Below are 17001 nucleotides of genomic sequence, written 5' to 3'. Positions count from 1 at the left end.
ACATCGATGGCTGAGGTACGCGGATTCCCCGCGGACCGGTTGGCAGCAATGGGCATCGGCGGGGCCTGGATCGCCCTGGCAACGGCCGAGACGTTGCTGCTCAAAGGGCAGGACGCACTCGATGACGTGAGCATGATCGGCGATAATTACTGGCTCATCGCCGCTGCAGGGTTCTTGCATGCCTGTGCCAGTGTCCTGCTTGTCGTGGGGTTGGCGGGTGTTGCCCCACTACTCTGGGCGAGTGCTTCCGCCCGGGTCGGCTGGTTCTTCACGGCAGCGATGGCCACCGGGCTCGGTTCGTTCGCGATGGTGCACATATTGGCACTGGAGACGGCGGCAGCCGGTCTGGACGGCCCGGCGATGAACCGCTTCCTGGTCGAACGGCTCGGTGAGGGTACTGGACCGTGGACCATCCCGGTCCTGTTCGTGGCCCTGCTCGGGCCGTGGTCGGTGGTCCTCCTGCTGTTTGGACTCACCCGTGTCCGGCGCATCCACTGGATTTCACCGGCGTTGTTCGCTGGCGGAGCCGTGGCCCACATGCTGATTCCCGGAGAAATCCCCGAATCGACCAGTCTTTGGGTGATGGCTGTCGGCGGCATTCTGGCCGCCAACGGCATCCTCCGTTCCCGGACCCACCCGGTTGGCGACGTCGGCGTTGGCAAGTTCCCGCCGGTCCCGGCCGAGGGCTGAGCCTGGCCCCCAAACGCCAAATGGCGGGCACCGGTCATGATGGCCGGGGCCCGCCGTTTGGGGGTTGCCGCAGGGGATTACGAGCCGACCTTCTCGGGGGCCTTCATGGCCTCGATCTGGAGGGCGAACTTCTCGTTCAGCCGGGAGTGGCTGCGTCCGTAGGCGAAGTAGATGATCACGCCGACGACGAGCCAGAGCGCGAAGTAGATCCAGGTCTCCACCGCCAGATTCAGCATCAGGTAGGTACACAGCACGGCGGAGATGATCGGGATGACGATGCCGAAGGGAACCTGGAAAGCGGGCTTGAGGTCCGGGCGTTTGCGGCGCAGCACGATGATGCCCAGGCTCACGACGACGAAGGCGGACAACGTGCCGATATTAATCATTTCCTCCAGCACCTCCACCTTTGTGAAGCCGGCGGCAAGGGCCACCAGCGAGCCGCAGATGATCTGCAGCAGGGCAGGAGTGGAGCGCTTCTCGCTGGTCTTGGACAGGGCACGGGGAAGCAGTCCGTCGCGGCTCATGGCAAGCACCACGCGGGCCAGGCCCATCAGCAGCACCATGATTACTGTGGTCAGGCCAATCAGCGAGCCGACGGCGATGACCGAAGCGGCGCCGTCGTTGCCGACCAAAGTAAACGCGGTGGCCAGATTTGGATTATCCACCGATGCAAGGTCCTTGTAGGAGACCATGCCGGTCAGTGCCAACGAGACGCCGACGTAGAGCACCGTGGTGACTGCCAGGCCGGCGAAGATGCCGCGCGGCAGCGTCTTGTTCGGGTTCTTCACTTCCTCGGCGGAAGTGGCAACCACGTCGAAGCCGACGAAGGCGAAGAACACCAGTGCGGCACCGGCGAAGACGCCCCTGAGCCCGTACTGGGACGGGGCGGCCCCGGTCATGAACGCGAACAGGGACTGTTTGAGCACCTCGGTGCCGCCCTGGTCCGCGGCAGGAACGGAATCGGGGATGAACGGCAGGAAGTTCTCGGCCTTGAGATAGAACAGGCCGGCGATGATCACAAAGAGCACCACGGCGATCTTGATGATGGTGAAGATGTTGCCCACGGTGGCGGAGAGCTTGGTGCCCAGCACCAGCAGGATGGTGAAGAGCGCGACGATCAGCAGCGGTCCCCAGCTCATGGTGACCGGGCCCAGCTGGACCGTCGGGGAGAGCTCGACGCCGACCAGCGCAAAGACCTCGGTGAGGTAGATGCCCCAGTACTTCGCGATGACGGCGGCGGCTGTGAACAGCTCGAGGATCAGGTTCCAGCCGATGATCCAGGCAATGAACTCGCCCATGGTGGCATAGCTGAAGACGTAGGCGGATCCGGCAACGGGGATCGCCGTGGCGAACTCGGCATAGCACATGATGGCCATGGCGCAGGTGATGGCCGCGACGAGGAAGGAGACGGTGACGGCAGGCCCGGAGAACTCTGCCGCGGCGCGGGCCCCGACGGAGAAGATGCCCGCGCCGACGGAGACGGCGACGCCCATGATCATCAGGTCCCAAGCGGTCAGGGATCGTTTGAGCCGGTGTCCGGGCTCATCGGCGTCGGCTATGAAGCTCTCGACGGGCTTGGTGCGAAACAGGCTCACTGTGGTCCTCGGCAAATATTACGTGGAAACTAACCGATCAAGCGTAGCCGCGGCCACCCAAACGGATTTTTCCGGGTCGCTTTGAACCCCGGCTGCATTCGTCGGTCCATTTGGTCGAACGATAGGTCAGATACGCGGCAATCCATTCAAAAATATCGACTCTCACCTGAATTAATGTGTATTTTTCTGGTTTCTTTGAGACAGTGCACGCCGTTCCCGAAGATAACTCCTGGCCTCGGCGGGAACGGGGCCCCTGTGGCGGACGACTCCCCCACCGAGGCCGATTGCGCATCGGTCCGGACCGGAATTCCTTCCGACGGCAAAAGGACGGGGTCCCTTCCGCCATGGAAGGGACCCCGTCCGATGCGGGGGTGCCGGGCTTAGCCCTGGGCCTGCGCGGCGGCTCGTGCGGCCGCCGGAAGGGCTTCGAAGATCCGGTTCATTGCCGCATCGTCGTGTGCTGCGGAGAGGAACCATGCCTCGAAGACGCTTGGCGGCAGGTAGATGCCAGAGGAAAGCATCGAGTGGAAGAACGGCGCGTAGCGGTAAGCCTGCTGGGCTTGGGCCTGCGCGTAGTTGTGCACGCCGTGCTCCGATGTACCGAAGGAAACGGAGAAGAGGTTGCCCGCGCTCTGGATCGAGTGGTCGACACCGGCCTCGTTCAACGCGGCGGCGACGGCATCCTGCAGTTTCAGGCTGGCGGCGTCCACGTGGGCGTACACCTCGGCGGTGGCATGGGTCAACGTCGCGACACCGGCGGCCATGGCCACCGGGTTGCCCGAGAGCGTGCCGGCCTGGTAGACCGGGCCCAGCGGGGCCAGGTAGTCCATGACCTCGGCGCGGCCGCCCAACGCGGCGGTGGGCAGCCCGCCGCCGATGACCTTCCCGAAGGTGAACAGGTCCGGGGTCCAGCCTTCGTGGGCGCCGGTCAGGCCCCAGTAGCCGGCGTAGCCGGTGCGGAAGCCGGTGAGCACCTCGTCGAGGATCAGCAGCGCTCCGTGGGCGGCGGTGATGCGCGAGAGCGCCGCGTTGAAGCCCTCGCCCGGGGTAACCACGCCCATGTTGGCCGGTGCCGCCTCGGTGATGACGGCAGCGATGCGCTCCCCGTGCTCGGCGAAGGCTGCTTCGACGGCGGCGACGTCGTTGTACGGAAGGACCAGTGTCTCGGCAGCCGTGGCGGCTGTCACGCCGGCCGAACCGGGCATGGCCAGAGTGGCCAGGCCGGAGCCGGCGGCAGCGAGCAGCCCATCCAGGTGGCCGTGGTAGCAGCCGGCGAACTTCACGATCAGGTCACGTCCGGTGAAGCCGCGGGCCAGGCGCACCGCGGTCATGGTGGCCTCGGTGCCGGTGGAGACCATGCGGATGCGTTCGACGCCGGGGATCCGGTCCATGACCAGGGCGGCGAGCTTGCCCTCATCCGGGGTCGAAGCACCGAAGGACAGTCCGTTGTCCACCGCTGCGTGAACGGCGGCCAGGACGGCCGGGTGGGCGTGGCCGAGCAAGGCCGGGCCCCAGGAGCAGACCAGGTCGACGTACTGGTTGCCGTCGGCATCGATCAGGTGGGGACCGGAGGCCTTGACCATGAACGGGGGCACGCCGCCGACGGAGCCGAAGGCACGCACCGGTGAATTCACCCCGCCGGGCATGAGCTTGCGGGCGGTGGCGAAGAGTTCTGCTGAGCTGGTCATGATTTACTTTCCTTCTTTCAGCCAAAGCGCGAGTTCGCTGGCCCAATAGGTGAGGACGGTGTCGGCCCCGGCGCGGCGGATGCCCAGCACGGATTCCATGATGGCGGAGCGGCGGTCGATCCAGCCATTAGCGGCGGCGGCCTCGATCATCGCGTATTCGCCGGAGATCTGGTAGGCGGAGACCGGAACAGGGGACATCGCGGCGACATCGGCGACGATGTCCAGGTAGCTCATGGCCGGCTTGACCATGACCATGTCCGCGCCCTCGGCCAGGTCCAGTTCGACCTCGATCAGCGCTTCGCGGCGGTTGGAGGCATCCATCTGGTAGGTGCGCCGGTCCCCGGCCAGCTGCGAGTCCACGGCCTCGCGGAACGGGCCGTAGAACGCCGAGGCGTACTTCGCGGCGTAGGCCAGCACCGCGGTGTCCTGCAGCCCGGCGGCGTCCAGCGCCTGCCGGACGACGGCGACCTGGCCGTCCATCATGCCCGAGGGCCCGAGCATGTGGGCGCCGGACTGGGCCTGGATGACTGCCATCTGCGCGTAGATTTCCAGCGTGGCGTCGTTGTCCACGCGCCCCGAGGCATCGAGCACCCCGCAGTGCCCATGGTCGGTGAATTCATCCAGGCAGAGATCGGACATGATCACCAGTTCGTCTCCGACCTCGGCGCGGACGTCGCCGATGGCCTTGTTCAGCACGCCGTTCGGGTCGATGCCGGCGCTGCCGGTCGCGTCGCGCTGCTCGGGGATGCCGAAGAGCATGATGCCTCCCAGGCCCAGCTCGACGGCCTGCGCTGCGGCTGCCTTCAGCGAGTCGGTGGTGTGCTGCACGACGCCGGGCATCGAGCTGATCGGGTGCGGTTCGCTTAGTCCCTCGCGGATGAACGCGGGAAGGATCAGCTGCTGGGCGGCGAGCGTCGTCTCGGCTGTGAGGCGGCGCATGGCGGGGCTGGTGCGCAGGCGGCGCGGGCGGCGGTTCGGGAAACTCACGATGTGCTCCTGGGTGGAAGGGCTGTGAAGGGGGCTAAGGGGGGCGTGTATCAAGAGGCGGGGTCAGCCGGTGTTCCGGGCCGTGGCGTGCGCCGCTTCCCAGGCATCGGCCAGCCCCTCGGGGGTGGGGTAGGCGGCCGTCGCCGCGGCCGGCCAGCCGCGCTCCCGAAGCTCCCCGGCAGTTGACCGGCCGATGGCGATGGCCAGCAGCCCGGGCGCCGGCACGGGGACCAGCTCCAGGAACCGGCGCACGATGCTCGGGGAGGTGAACAGCACTGCATCGACACCGGCGGGGGCGCCCGCCGCAGCGATGAGTGCCGCCGCGTCGACCACCGGCGCGGACGGAGGCGCGGCAGCAGTGTTCCCGGGCATGTTCAGCACAGCGGTCAGCCGGAGTTCCGGGCGGGCCGGCGCGTCGACGGTCCGGTAGGCCACCACGACGTCGGCCTCCCAGCCACGGGAGCCGAGCCCCGCCTCCAGGGTTCCGGAGGCAAGGTCGGCCTGTGGCATGAAGGCCGTGGCAGGGCTGGCCAGATCCTGCCAGTCGGCGAGCATGCCCGCCGCCGAGTGGTCCGAATGCGGCATGAAGTCAATGGACATGCCTTCTGCCACGGCGGCGCGGGCGGTGGCGTCGCCGACTACCGCCAGCTTCGTGCCGGCGGGCAGCACCAGCTCAAGGCCGAGCGCCTCGGCGCGCTGCTTCAGCGCGCGGACCGTGGTGATCGAGGTCAGCACCAGCCATCGGTAGGAGCCACCGAGCAGCCGGAGCAGCCCGGCATCCAGGGCGGTGGTGTCGGCGGGAAGTTCGAAGTCGATCAGCGGGCAGAGCACCGTGCCGGCGCCGCGGTCCGCCAGTGCCGACACCGTGGCAGCCGAGCGGTCGGCGCTGCGCAGGAGCAGTGCCGACTTCCCGGCCACCACGGAAGGATGCGCCATCGGGTTAGAGCCCCGCCAGTTCGGCAGCGCCCTCGGAGAGCAGCTGTTCGGCCAGGGCGATGCCCAGCCGCGCGGCGCCTTGGACTGTCAGTTCCCGGGTGGCGGCGCTGCGGCGCATGGTGTCCGAGCCATCGGGGGCGCACGCCACCGAGTCCAGGGTCAGCGTGCCCTGCTGAATCCGGCCCAGCGCGCCGATGGGTGCGGCACAGCCGGCCTCGAGCCGGGCCAGCAGCGCGCGTTCTGCCGTGACGGCGAGCCGGGTGGCCGCGTCGTCGAGTTCCTCGAGCGCCGCATCGACGGCGGCGTTTCCGGCTCCCGCGCTGCGCACCTCCACGGCGAGCGAACCCTGCCCGGGGGCGGGGAGCATGATCGCCGGGTCCAGGTACTCGGTGATGTGCTCGGCCAGACCCAGGCGTTCCAGGCCCGCTGCGGCGAGTACCACTGCGTCCAGGTCGCCCTGCGCGGTGCGTCCCACTCCTCCGTCGTCGGCCTGTGCCGGGGAACCGGCGACGCGGCCAAGCCGGGTGCCCACGTTGCCGCGGATGTCCACGATGACCAGATCCGGTCGCGCTGCGCGCAGTTGCGCCGAACGCCGCGGGGATCCGGTGCCCACGCTGGCGCCGAGCGGCAGCGTGGCCAGGGTCAGCCCGTCGCGGGCGCACAGCGCGTCGCGTACGTCGGCCCGCACCGGGGTTGCTGCAATGACCAGGCCTTCGGGCTGCGTGGTGGGCAGGTCCTTGAGCGAGTGCACGGCAACATCGCAGCCGCCCTGGAGCAGGGACAGTCGCAACGCGGCGGCGAAGACGCCGGTGCCGCCGAGCTGGGACAGGGGTCCGGTGGTCACATCGCCCTCGGTCTTGACCTTGATCATCTCGTAGCCGGTATTGCTGGCGGCGGCCAGGTCCTTGGCCACTGTGGTGCTCTGGGTCAGGGCCAGGGCCGAACCGCGGGTGCCCAGGCGGAAGCCGATGGCTCTCATGGTGCGGGCACCCCGACCTCGGAGTCGACGGCGGCGATGGTCGGCTTGATGGTTCCGTCGCGCATCACCTTGGCGCAGCAATTCGGGCGGCAGACATCGAACCAGGGACCAAGATCGGCCGCCGAGGCGCGTCCCGGGATCAGGGGGGCGCCGTCGGGCCCGGCCAGTCGTTCGGAGATCAGGTCCACGATCCCGGAGACGAACTTCGCATGCGTGCCCGGGGTCGGGGCGCGGTGGAATGCCAGCCCAAGCTCGGCGCAGGTTTCCCTGGCCTCGGTGTCCAAGTCCCAGAGGACCTCCATGTGGTCCGAGACGAATCCGAGCGGCACCACCACGACGCCGGCCACGCCGGCTTCCCGGTCGATGGCCAGGGCGTCGTTGATGTCCGGCTCCAACCACGGGGTATGCGGTGAACCGGAGCGGGACTGGAAGACCAGCGACCAGTCGAGGCCAGAGGCCTCGGGGATCGCATCCAGGATGGCGCGGGCCACCGAGAGGTGCTGGGCCGAGTAGACGTCGGTTTCCAGGGTGGCAGCCAGGTCGCGGGGCCCGGCGGCCTGCGCATCTGAGGTCGGGATCGAATGGGTGGCGAAGACGATCTTGATCCGCCCCTCCGGGTTTCCTGCGGCAGCGAGCTGTTCGCGGACCCGGGCCAGGGAGTCCGAGACGCCCTGGACGAACGGCTCGACGAACCCGGGGTGGTCGAAGTACTGACGCACCTTGTCTACCTCGAGCAGACCCTCCAGGCCGGTCTCGCGCAGGGCCACGCCCAGATCCTCGCGGTACTGCCGGCAGCTGGAATAGCTGGAGTACGCGCTGGTGGAGAACATCAGCACCTTGCGGTGGCCCGCCGCATAGAGCTCCTGGAGCGTCTGCGGGATGTACGGGGCCCAGTTGCGGTTGCCCCAGAACACCGGCACGGTGATCCCGCGCTCGGCAAGGGCCGCCTCCATCGAGGCCTTCAGCGCCCGGTTCTGCGCGTTGATCGGCGAAATGCCGCCGTTGGCCCGGTAGTGCGTGGCGACCTCTTCGAGCCGCTCGTCGGGGATGCCGCGGCCAGCGGTGACATTGCGCAGGAACGGCAGGACGTCGTCCTGGCCCTCCGGCCCGCCGAAGGAGGCCAGCAGGATCGCGTCGTAGGCCTTGGGTGCCATGACCCCGCGCGCGTCGTATCCCTCGCGCGGGTCGAATGCCTGTGGGCTCATCGAAGCACCTCGGCGACCTCGGCAGCGGAGATCCGGCGTCCGGTGTAGAAGGGGGTCTCCTCGCGCACGTGGTTCCGGGCCTCGGTGTAGCGCAGGTGGCGCATCATGTCGACGAGGTCGATCATGTCCGGAGCCTCGAGGCAGATCTGCCATTCATAGTCGCTGAAGGAGAACGCGGCAACGGTGTTGGCCAGCACCGACGGGAAGTCCCGGCCCAGCACTCCGTGGTCGCGCAGCATCTTGCCGCGGTCCTTCGGGTCCAGCAGGTACCAGTCGTTGGTGCGTACGAACGGGTAGACGGTCATCCAGGTCTCCGGGGCGACACCGCGGGCGAAGGCTGGCGAGTGGTCCTTGGCAAACTCGGCTTCGCGGTGCACGCCCATGGTCGAGTAGACGATGGAGGTCTCGGCGAAGAGGAAGCTGCGGCGGATCTTGCGCACCGCGGCCTGCAGGCCTTCGGCGCTGGGGCCGTGCAGCCAGACCATGACGTCGGCTTCCTCGCGCATAGCGGAGCAGTCATAGGTGCCGCGCAGGGTGACGGAATCGGCCGCGAGCTCGGAGATCAGGGCCTCGAACGCTTCGACGCCCTCGGTGCGGTCCAGGTCGGAGTCGCGCTTGAAAACGGTCCACAGCGTGTAGTACATGGTCGCGTCGCCGGCTGCTTCGCGGTCCCGGATCACCGGGCTGTTATGCGTCAATTCGCTCATTGGGTTCCTGCTTTCATCTTTACTGCCTACTGAATAAACCATGGAAACTTGGGTGTTTGCCCGATCAATGCGGGCAGGGAGGGCTCAGGCTGCGCCGACACGCAGCCGCGAGCGGGTATCGGCGACCACTGCAGCCAGCCCGGTGCCGGAAATCCAGGCACCGACCACGTCCAGGCCGCCGAACCCCGAGGCCAGCTCGTTGAACGCGGCGACCCGGGCCTTGTGCCCGGTGGTGGCGAACGGCAGCGCGCCGATGTAGCGGACCACGTCCCAGCCGACCACGTCGTCACCGGTCAGCGGCACGGCCAACAACCGCGCCGCGTCCCTGACGGCGTTTTCGTACAGCGTCGCGTCATCGGCGTCGGCCAGTTCCGCGTCGACTTCCGAGAGCCTGCCGTAAGAGAGGCGCAGAACGTGGCTGCCGGGGCCCGAATCATCGGCCAGCCATTCCCATTTGGCCGTGGCATGGGTCAGTGCCTTTGCGCCGATGCCCTGCACGTCGGGCGCGACCAGTACGCCGGTGCCGCGCGGCGCCTCATCCAGCTCGGGGCGGTCCACGACCAGCGTGACCAGGCTGACGCCGGTGCCGCGGGCTGGTCGGTGGGCCGCGAAGCCAGCATCCAGCGAACCGAGCAGGTCCACGGCGCCGGGGCCGTCGATGGCCACCACCAGGCGCGCTCCGGTCAGGGCGCCCGCGGGTACGGCCACGGTGCGGTCGGCCTTCGCCGGCTTCTCGCGCTGGGCCTCGGGCTCGGCCGAACGGGCAGCCAGTTCGATCCGCCAGGGGGCATCGGCGGCACCATCGCGGTACAGCGCCACCACTTCGCGGTTCAGGTGCAGGCCCACATCGCGGGCCTTCAGGTCGGCGACGAGCGCCTCGGCAAGCCGGTACATGCCGCCGGTGATTCCGCCGACGGCCGAGCCGGCCGGTGCGGCGGCGCGCATCGCGGCCACGGCTTTGGCCAGCGATCCGTGTTCCAACACCTTGGCGCGCAGCCCGGGGGCCACGGCGTCAAGGTCCAGGGTGTCCGGATCAGCGGAATGCACGCCGGAGACGATCGGGGTGACCAGGTGGTCAAGCACCGCGCGGCCCATGCGGGCCCGCACCAGCGCGCCCAGGCTCAGCGGGCTCTCGAGCATCTTCTTGGACAGCGGGGTGATCAGGTCGGCCGCGGCACGCAGCGCACCGGTGCGGCCGATCGCCGCCTTCACGTCATCGGCCCAGGGGTCCCCGGGGATGCCCAGGATCCCCGTCGCCGGAAGGGGCAGCGCCACGTCGGTTCCGCCGCGCTGCAGCTGCAGCCAGGCTCCGCCGGGCCGCGGATAAGTGATGTCGCCGCCGAGCCCGAGCTCCGCCGCGAGGTCGGCGACGGCCGTAGAACGGGTGGCAAACGATTCGGCGCCGGCGTCCAGCCGCAGCCCAGCCACCTCGTGCATGCCGACCGCCCCGCCAAACACGGCGGAGGCCTCGAACAGGTTGACCTGGTGTCCGGTGATCGCCAGTTCGCGGGCAGCGATCAGCCCGGAGATGCCGCCGCCGATGACTATCGCCGCCGGACCCCGGGGTGCAGCCTCGGGCGTAGTGCGCGGAAGGTGCAGCAGGCGCAGGGCATGGGCCGCGGCCGTGGAGGTGGCCGCTCCCACGCGGGACTTCTCCACCGTTGCCGGGCGCTCCTGGCGGGCTGCCGGTTCCTGGTCACCTGCGGGCCTCTGCTGCATTGCGGTCCTTCCTTGGGATCAATCCGTGGTGGGCGGGGGCCGGTTTGATACCCGGTTCTCCCCCCGCCCGGTGCGTGCCGTCTTAGACGACGGGTACCGAATGGATGAGCTCGACCACACGGGTCAGGATCTCCGGGTCGGTGTCCGGCGGAACACCGTGGCCCAGGTTGACCACGTGGGCGGGGGCGCTGTCGCCGGCGGCGAGGACCTCGCGGACGTGGGCCTCGAGCACCTCCCACGGGGCGTTCAGCAGGGCCGGGTCGATGTTGCCCTGCAGCGGGACCTTTCCGCCCAGGCGGCGGTTCGCCTCGTCCAACGGCAGGCGGTAGTCGACGCCCATGACGTCCACTCCCACCTCCAGCATGGCCGGGAGCAGTTCGGAGGTACCGGTGCCGAAGTGCACCAGCGGGACCCCGAGGTCGCGCACGTGGTCCAGGGCGCGGGCCGAGGACGGGGCGACGTGGTTGGTGTAGTCGGCCAGCGACAGCGATCCGGCCCAGGAGTCGAAGAGCTGTCCGGCGGAGGCGCCGGCCTCGATCTGCGCACGCAGGAACGCGCCAGAGGCATCCGCAGCCCATTCGGCCAGGGTGGCCCAGGTCTCCGGGTCCGAGTGCATCATCGTGCGCGGGCCCAGGTGGTCGCGGGACGGGCGTCCCTCGACCATGTAGGCCGCCACGGTGAACGGGGCACCGGCGAAACCGATCAGCGGGGTGGCACCGAGCTCGGCGACGGTGATGGCCACCGCCTCGCGAATCGGGTCCAGTGCCTGGTCATCAAGCTTTGGCAGGGCGCGCACGTCGGCGGCCGAGCGGACCGGGTTGGCCAGCACCGGACCGACTCCGGGGACGATGTCCACGTCGACGCCCGCGAGCTTGAGCGGGATCACGATGTCGGAGAAGAAGATCCCGGCATCGACATTGTGCCGCCGGACCGGCTGCAGGGTGATTTCGGCGGCGAGGTCCGGGCGCAGGCACGAATCAAGCATCGCGATGCCCTCCCGCAGCTTGCGGTATTCGGGTAGCGAACGGCCTGCCTGGCGCATGAACCACACGGGTCGATGCGAGGGCTTCTGGCCTCGGTAGGCGGAAATAAGCGGGGAATGGGTGGTTCGACCGTCCATTAGCGGGTGGCTGGCGCTCAACGTCATACCCATGATTCTGCCAACATGTTGGCCCGAAAAGTAATCCGGGTGCCCAAGGACACTAATCTCGGGCAGGATCGGCCGGATTCGTGGCCCGCGGGTGTCCGCCGGATGGGAGTTCGGGATAGTATGGGAAGCACTGTGGTTTTCTTATCGCTTGTTGCGTCCCATTCAGATATTGACCTCGAGACCGTCGCCCAACTCAGCGCCGGAGCCTCCCAGGTCGCTTCCTCCGTACTCGAAACCAGCGCCCCGTTGAACGGGATAGTGGTGCTCTCGACCTGCAACAGGTACGAGGTGTACTGCGAGGCCTCCGGCCCCGGCGAGATCGAGGCGGCCAGGTCGGCCGTGATCAGCCAGATCAGCTCGGCCTCCGGCCTGAGCGAACACGTCGTCGGATGCGCGCTGGCCACCAAGACCGGTCAGGACACCGTCGAACACCTCTTCAACGTGGGCGCCGGACTGGACTCCGCTGTGATCGGTGAGCGCGAGATCGCCGGCCAGCTCCGCCGGGCCCTGATCGAAGCCCAGGAGAAGCGCACCGCCTCCGGCTCGCTGGTCCGCCTTTTCCAGACGGCCTCGCGCACAGCCAAGGAAGTGGGAACCCGCACCGAGCTCGGCTCGCGCGGACTCTCCATCGTCTCCGTCGCCCTGGATCTGGCTTCCGACCTGTCGGTCAGTGCCGGCTGGGCCGAAAAGAACATTGTCGTCTTCGGCACCGGCGCCTATGCCGGGGCCACCATGGCGCTGCTGCGCGAACGCGGCGCACACCGGGTGGGCGTTTATTCCTCCTCCGGCCGCGCCGAAACCTTCGTTTCCACCCGCGGCGGCTCGGCCGTGGACGAGGAACAGCTGCAGGACGCGCTGAGCCACGCCGATGTCATCATCGGCTGCAGCGGCGGCGACAGGCGCCTGATGGCCGCCGACGTCGCCTCGCTCGACCGCGCCGGTCGTCCGCTGATTGCAGTGGACCTAGCCCTGACCCACGACTTCGACCCGGCCTTCGAGGACCTGGACAACGTCGACCTGATCACCCTGGAATCCGTACGCATGGCGGCACCGGTCGAGCAGGCCATGGCCCTTCGCCAAGCCCGCCAGATCGTGCAGGACGCGGCCACGGACTTCGCCCAAGAACAGCGCCAGCGATCGGCCGACGCCGCCATCGTGGCATTGCGCAAACATACCCAGTCGGTCCTCGAGTCCGAGGTCGAGAAGGTCCGTGCCCAGCACGGCTGCACCGCCGCGGCCGACGAGGTCGAGTTCGCCATGCGTCGGATGATGCGCCAACTGCTGCACGTTCCCACCGTGCGCGGACGCGAACTGGCTGCCGAAGGCCGCACCGACGACTACGTCGCGGCGCTGGAAACCCTGTACGGCATCCAGGTCCAGGCCCCCAGGGCCGTACCCGCGCAGACGCCTCCCGCGTGCCCCGTCGGCGAGCCTGCCGCGCCGCTGCGCGAAGTCGGTTAGTCCCCCTTCCCGCAGGCGGCCGCGACCGCTGGGCACGATGCCCGGCAACACGCCTGCATTCGGTCTCGGACCGGTGAAACCTCCACCCTGCTCGAACCCGGCATCGCGTTCCTGGACGATTTCGCGGAGCACCCGCGGGCGCTGTGATGGAATCGGACGATGAGCCGGCTTTCGGAACGGCGAGCCCAAATGCTGATGTGCTCCGCCGTGGGCTCGTCCTCGGCTGGAGAAACCCCCAGGCGGAAGGGCCGGCCATCACGGCAGTTCCGTGCCTACGACTCACCGGTGCCATCTCGACCGGCGGCGGCAACCTGATCGTGGGGCTGCTCATCGCAATGGCCATGGCTGCCGGAGGGCTCTGTTCCATTGCATCACCCGTGGTCAAACGGCGCCGCTGGAGCAGCAGCCGCGAACAAGAACCGCTTCGGCAGGTCCTGGCAGCCTTTCTCCTGCACCCGGTCCCCCGGGCGATCGTGCTGCTTCGAGCCTTCGGGCTCAACCACCCACCGGCTTCTTGCCGTTGAGCAGCGCCTTGGCCGCTGCCTTCTGCGTGGAGGTGCAGGTTCCGCCATAGCCGGAACGGTACATGGATCCGTCGGCCAGGGAACCTGTGCGCTTGGCTCCCATCTGATCACTCATGCAGTCGGTCAGGTGCTCGATGCCGCGGCCGTCTCGACTCGGGTTGATGGCCTCGGCACGGTCCGTCAAATTCTTGAACCCACTGGGATAGACCTTGAACTGCTTGATGTGGGCGCATTCGTGGGGCCCGGTCGCCTTGATATCCGGGGCAAGGGGATCGTTTTTCCCCTTGCGTCCGATGGGGATGCGCAGCGGGATCGACTCGGCGTAGTACTCCCCCGCATTTTTGGTGACCCGCAGGTTCACTCCCGGACACCACTTCGCAACGTGTCCCCGCAGCACCGAGGCATAGGCACTGTCCGAGTAGGAGGAGGCACCCGGTCCGGCGGGGGTCTGCAGCGAAGCGGATTTCAGGTCCCGGGTGGCCAGCCACCCGGTGGTGTTGCGGTATTGCACCTTGACCCGGCTTCCGGAAAGGGCCTTGGTGTTGGTGGTCGTCCTGATGACGTACGCCTTCGGGACAGCGGCAAGAACCTTGCCCGAACCGGCCGAAGACCTCAGCTTGGTGACCTGCTTCGTGGCGTAGTTTGCCATGCTGATCCGCTTCAGGCCGCCGGAGGGAACCCAGCCGGCGTAGCCGAACAACTGGACTTGGACATAGCCCGACTTGGCCTTGCCGGTTCCCCACATCGTGTAGCCCTTGGGTGCGGTGGCGATGACCCGCCCGGATTTGATGCCAGCCCGCGGGGCGATGGCCTTGGTGCTGATGAAGCGCGGGGTGCCGGGCTGGGAGGGCTTCGAGGAAGGAATCCAGCCTCGTTTTCCTTCGCTCTGGACTTTGGCCCAGCCGGAGCCCTTGGTATCGGGGACCATGACCAGGGTCTTCGCGGCGAAGGTGGCCGCCTTGCCTGCGGTGGTGGACGCCGAGCGGTGGACGGAGGCCTTCTTGACCACCATCATGGTTGAATTCCTGGTGATTTTTACAATGGGCGATGTGGCCGGCCCCGGCGTCAACGGCAGGGCGGATAGGCGGCGCCGTGGAATCCGGCGAAGCGGATGAAACCGGCGGTGGGATAGTCCAGAGCGCTGGGCTCACGATGAGGGCTGCGCTAATCGCGAGTACAGCGGTTTTCATGAATGAGCGTTGACGTCAGCGCCCTCCCCACAGAGCAACACGTCAGTATTGGCACAGGCAACGCTAGATGATCCTTGGGAATTTTCGGTTACCGGACCCGGCTCCCACTGCATGTCTACCATCAACAGCCGGCATGAGGAACATCCCCTCGCTCGGGAAGCCGTCAGTAGATCGGAAATTCCGGTTCGACCTGCCGGATCCATTCGAGAATTCCGCCCCGCAAGTTTCGCACATCGGTAAATCCTTGCCCCACCAGTGCGTTCAGGACCTCGGCCGAGCGAACCCCGCTCTTGCAATGCACGATGATCGGCCGATCGCGCGGCAGCTCGATGTCCCCGGAGAGGATCTGTCCGCGCGGTGCCAGCTCGGACCCGGCAATGGAGACGATTTCCGCCTCGCCGGGCTCGCGCACGTCAACGAGCAGGAAATCATCGTGTCCGGCAGCACGGGCCACCAGCATCGAGGCCAATTCGATAGCGGTCACCTCGGGTACGCTTCCGCTGTGGTCCGGCATGCCGCAAAACGCCGCGTAGTCGTCCAGCAGGTCGGCCACGGGTTCCACTGCGGGATCCGGGCGCAGCCTGATCTCCTGCCAGCGCATGGCCAGTGAATCCAGGACCAGCACCCGGCCCAGCAGGCTCTCTCCGGCGCCGGTGATCAGCTTGATGGCCTCGGCGACCATCACGGAGCCGATCTGCGCGCAGAGCACCCCGAAAACCCCTCCCTCCGCGCAGGAGGGGACCGTCCCGGCCGGCGGCGCCACCGGATACAGGTCCCGGTAGCTGGGACCATGCTTGGCCCAGAACACGCTGACCTGACCGTCGAAGCGCAGGATCGAGCCCCAAACATACGGCTTGCCCAGGATCGCTGCCGCGTCGTTGACCAGATAGCGGGTCGCGAAGTTGTCCGTCCCGTCCAGGATCAGGTCGTAGCCGGCAAACAGCTCAAGCACGTTCTCCCGGTCCAGCCGCCGCTCATGCACTTGCACGCGTACCAGCGGGTTGACCTCGGCGATGGCATCGCGCGCCGAGTCGACCTTGGTCCGTCCCACATCGGATACGCCGTGGATCACCTGGCGCTGCAGGTTCGATTCGTCGACCACGTCATCATCGACGATGCCCAGGGTGCCCACGCCCGCGGCTGCCAGGTAGAGAAGCGCCGGGGACCCCAGGCCCCCGGCACCGATCACCAGGACCTTGGCGTTCTTCAGCCGACGCTGTCCGGCCAGGCCCACCTCCGGGATGATCAGCTGGCGCGAATAGCGCAGCAGCTCCCCTTGCGTCAGCGCTTCGCCGGGTTCCACCAGGGCCGGCAGGTGCGGTGGCATCCAGGGGCCGGGCGGGGGCGTACCTGGACGTGGTGGGACCGATGCTCCTGGGTGATCGTTCATGCCCCGATTCTAGTGCGATGGCCGATGGGCCGGGGGCATGACGCAACACGTTACCGGATAGTAGACTGGTCAAGTCGGTATCGTCCAAGTTCGGTGTCGGCCAGCTCTCGAAAGGCCCGACGTGACAAGTTCACCCGCGCGCATGCCACGCACCCGGCGGATGCCCCGCGAGGCACGGCGCAAGCAACTGCTGCTCGCCGCCCACCAGGTGTTCGTCGCCCATGGCTACCACGGTGCGGCGATGGACGAGATCGCCGAGGTCGCCGAGGTCTCCAAACCGGTGCTCTACCAGCATTTCCCGGGCAAGCGCGAACTCTACATCGCCCTGCTCGACGTGCATCTGGAGGAGTTCACCGGGTTGCTGCAGGCAGCCATCAACTCCACCTCCAAGAACAAGCAGCGCGTCACCGCCACCATCCGCGCCTATTACGAGTTCATTTCCCGCGATTCGCAGGCCTTCAGGCTCATCTTCGAATCCGACCTGATGAACGACCCGGAGATCGGCGCGCGGCTGGAGGAGTTCAACTCGACGTTCGCCTCGTCCATTGCGGGGGTCATCGCCGATGACACCGGATTGGGCCGCGCCCAGTCGCTGCTTCTGGGCCGCGCCATGGCCGGCATGGCCCAGGTTTCGGCCCGCTACTGGCTGGATCTGAGCGACGAGGTGCCGATGGAAGAGGCCAGCGAACTGGTTGCCCGTTTAGCTTGGCGCGGAATCGGTCGCTTCCCCATGGAATCCTGAGTAAATTCGAAACGGATCATTGTCGGGCCCTGCCCGTC

Annotated in this window: 14 protein-coding genes; 3 read left to right on the top strand and 11 right to left on the bottom strand. The window is 67.8% G+C overall.

Going from position 1 to position 17001, the window contains the following annotated elements:
• The first annotated feature begins 6 nt into the window (after positions 1–6).
• Positions 7–690 carry a hypothetical protein gene (locus E9229_RS13405; protein ID WP_183512110.1) on the top strand — a complete coding sequence of 228 codons (684 nt, stop codon included), beginning with the start codon at positions 7–9 and terminating at the stop codon, positions 688–690.
• Between the two features lie 77 nt (positions 691–767).
• Here E9229_RS13405 and E9229_RS13400 read toward each other — a convergent pair whose 3' ends face one another.
• From E9229_RS13400 to hemE, 9 genes are all read right to left on the bottom strand, one after another.
• On the bottom strand, positions 768–2285 hold the full coding sequence (locus E9229_RS13400) for an amino acid permease (protein WP_183512108.1): 1518 nt from the start codon (positions 2283–2285) through the stop codon (positions 768–770).
• A gap of 380 nt (positions 2286–2665) precedes the next feature.
• The gene (hemL, locus tag E9229_RS13395; protein WP_183512107.1) at positions 2666–3973 is read right to left on the bottom strand and encodes a glutamate-1-semialdehyde 2,1-aminomutase; all 1308 of its coding nucleotides are present in this window, start codon (positions 3971–3973) and stop codon (positions 2666–2668) included.
• A gap of 3 nt (positions 3974–3976) precedes the next feature.
• Positions 3977–4960 carry a porphobilinogen synthase gene (hemB, locus tag E9229_RS13390; protein ID WP_183512106.1) on the bottom strand — a complete coding sequence of 328 codons (984 nt, stop codon included), beginning with the start codon at positions 4958–4960 and terminating at the stop codon, positions 3977–3979.
• Between the two features lie 63 nt (positions 4961–5023).
• Entirely contained in the window at positions 5024–5896 is an 873-nt protein-coding gene (locus E9229_RS13385) for a uroporphyrinogen-III synthase (protein WP_183512105.1), read from the bottom strand.
• A gap of 4 nt (positions 5897–5900) precedes the next feature.
• Complete coding sequence (gene hemC / locus E9229_RS13380; protein ID WP_183513052.1) at positions 5901–6866, bottom strand: hydroxymethylbilane synthase; 966 nt, start codon at positions 6864–6866, stop codon at positions 5901–5903.
• Positions 6867–6871: 5 nt separating this feature from the next.
• A complete protein-coding gene (locus tag E9229_RS13375) occupies positions 6872–8080 on the bottom strand; it encodes a ferrochelatase (protein ID WP_183512104.1) in 1209 nt (402 codons plus the stop codon).
• Positions 8077–8787 carry a hydrogen peroxide-dependent heme synthase gene (hemQ, locus tag E9229_RS13370; protein ID WP_183512103.1) on the bottom strand — a complete coding sequence of 237 codons (711 nt, stop codon included), beginning with the start codon at positions 8785–8787 and terminating at the stop codon, positions 8077–8079. Before hemQ ends, E9229_RS13375 begins: the two co-directional genes overlap by 4 nt.
• Positions 8788–8871: 84 nt before the next feature.
• Positions 8872–10506 carry a protoporphyrinogen/coproporphyrinogen oxidase gene (locus E9229_RS13365; protein ID WP_183512102.1) on the bottom strand — a complete coding sequence of 545 codons (1635 nt, stop codon included), beginning with the start codon at positions 10504–10506 and terminating at the stop codon, positions 8872–8874.
• A gap of 82 nt (positions 10507–10588) precedes the next feature.
• Positions 10589–11653 carry a uroporphyrinogen decarboxylase gene (gene hemE / locus E9229_RS13360; protein WP_183512100.1) on the bottom strand — a complete coding sequence of 355 codons (1065 nt, stop codon included), beginning with the start codon at positions 11651–11653 and terminating at the stop codon, positions 10589–10591.
• Positions 11654–11788: 135 nt separating this feature from the next.
• Between hemE and E9229_RS13355 the strand changes: the two genes are divergently transcribed.
• Positions 11789–13117 (top strand): glutamyl-tRNA reductase, encoded by a 1329-nt coding sequence (locus E9229_RS13355; protein ID WP_183512099.1) that lies wholly within the window; start codon positions 11789–11791, stop codon positions 13115–13117.
• 495 nt (positions 13118–13612) lie between these two features.
• Here the strand turns inward: E9229_RS13355 and E9229_RS13350 are convergent, their stop codons facing one another.
• Both E9229_RS13350 and moeB read right to left on the bottom strand, forming a co-directional pair.
• On the bottom strand, positions 13613–14656 hold the full coding sequence (locus E9229_RS13350; RefSeq protein WP_183512098.1) for a hypothetical protein: 1044 nt from the start codon (positions 14654–14656) through the stop codon (positions 13613–13615).
• A 338-nt stretch (positions 14657–14994) separates the two neighbouring features.
• Entirely contained in the window at positions 14995–16158 is a 1164-nt protein-coding gene (gene moeB / locus E9229_RS13345; protein WP_183513051.1) for a molybdopterin-synthase adenylyltransferase MoeB, read from the bottom strand.
• Between the two features lie 205 nt (positions 16159–16363).
• On the opposite strand from moeB, the gene E9229_RS13340 reads away from it, so the two are divergent.
• Complete coding sequence (locus E9229_RS13340) at positions 16364–16963, top strand: TetR/AcrR family transcriptional regulator (protein ID WP_246380858.1); 600 nt, start codon at positions 16364–16366, stop codon at positions 16961–16963.
• Positions 16964–17001 lie beyond the last annotated feature (38 nt).

The organism is Paeniglutamicibacter cryotolerans (assembly GCF_014190875.1).
In the GTDB taxonomy this organism is placed as follows: Bacteria; Actinomycetota; Actinomycetes; order Actinomycetales; family Micrococcaceae; genus Paeniglutamicibacter; species Paeniglutamicibacter cryotolerans.
This window is presented reverse-complemented; position numbering and strand designations above follow the sequence as displayed.

Bases quoted from the DNA above. Each gene is read 5' to 3' on its own strand.
- E9229_RS13405 (WP_183512110.1), top strand. From the start codon at position 7: ATGGCTGAGGTACGCGGATTCCCCGCGGACCGGTTGGCAGCAATGGGC.
- hemL (WP_183512107.1), bottom strand. From the start codon at position 3,973: ATGACCAGCTCAGCAGAACTCTTCGCCACCGCCCGCAAGCTCATGCCC.
- E9229_RS13385 (WP_183512105.1), bottom strand. From the start codon at position 5,896: ATGGCGCATCCTTCCGTGGTGGCCGGGAAGTCGGCACTGCTCCTGCGC.
- E9229_RS13375 (WP_183512104.1), bottom strand. From the start codon at position 8,080: ATGAGCCCACAGGCATTCGACCCGCGCGAGGGATACGACGCGCGCGGG.
- hemQ (WP_183512103.1), bottom strand. From the start codon at position 8,787: ATGAGCGAATTGACGCATAACAGCCCGGTGATCCGGGACCGCGAAGCA.
- E9229_RS13365 (WP_183512102.1), bottom strand. From the start codon at position 10,506: ATGCAGCAGAGGCCCGCAGGTGACCAGGAACCGGCAGCCCGCCAGGAG.
- hemE (WP_183512100.1), bottom strand. From the start codon at position 11,653: ATGACGTTGAGCGCCAGCCACCCGCTAATGGACGGTCGAACCACCCAT.
- E9229_RS13350 (WP_183512098.1), bottom strand. From the start codon at position 14,656: ATGATGGTGGTCAAGAAGGCCTCCGTCCACCGCTCGGCGTCCACCACC.
- moeB (WP_183513051.1), bottom strand. From the start codon at position 16,158: ATGCCACCGCACCTGCCGGCCCTGGTGGAACCCGGCGAAGCGCTGACG.
- E9229_RS13340 (WP_246380858.1), top strand. From the start codon at position 16,364: ATGCCACGCACCCGGCGGATGCCCCGCGAGGCACGGCGCAAGCAACTG.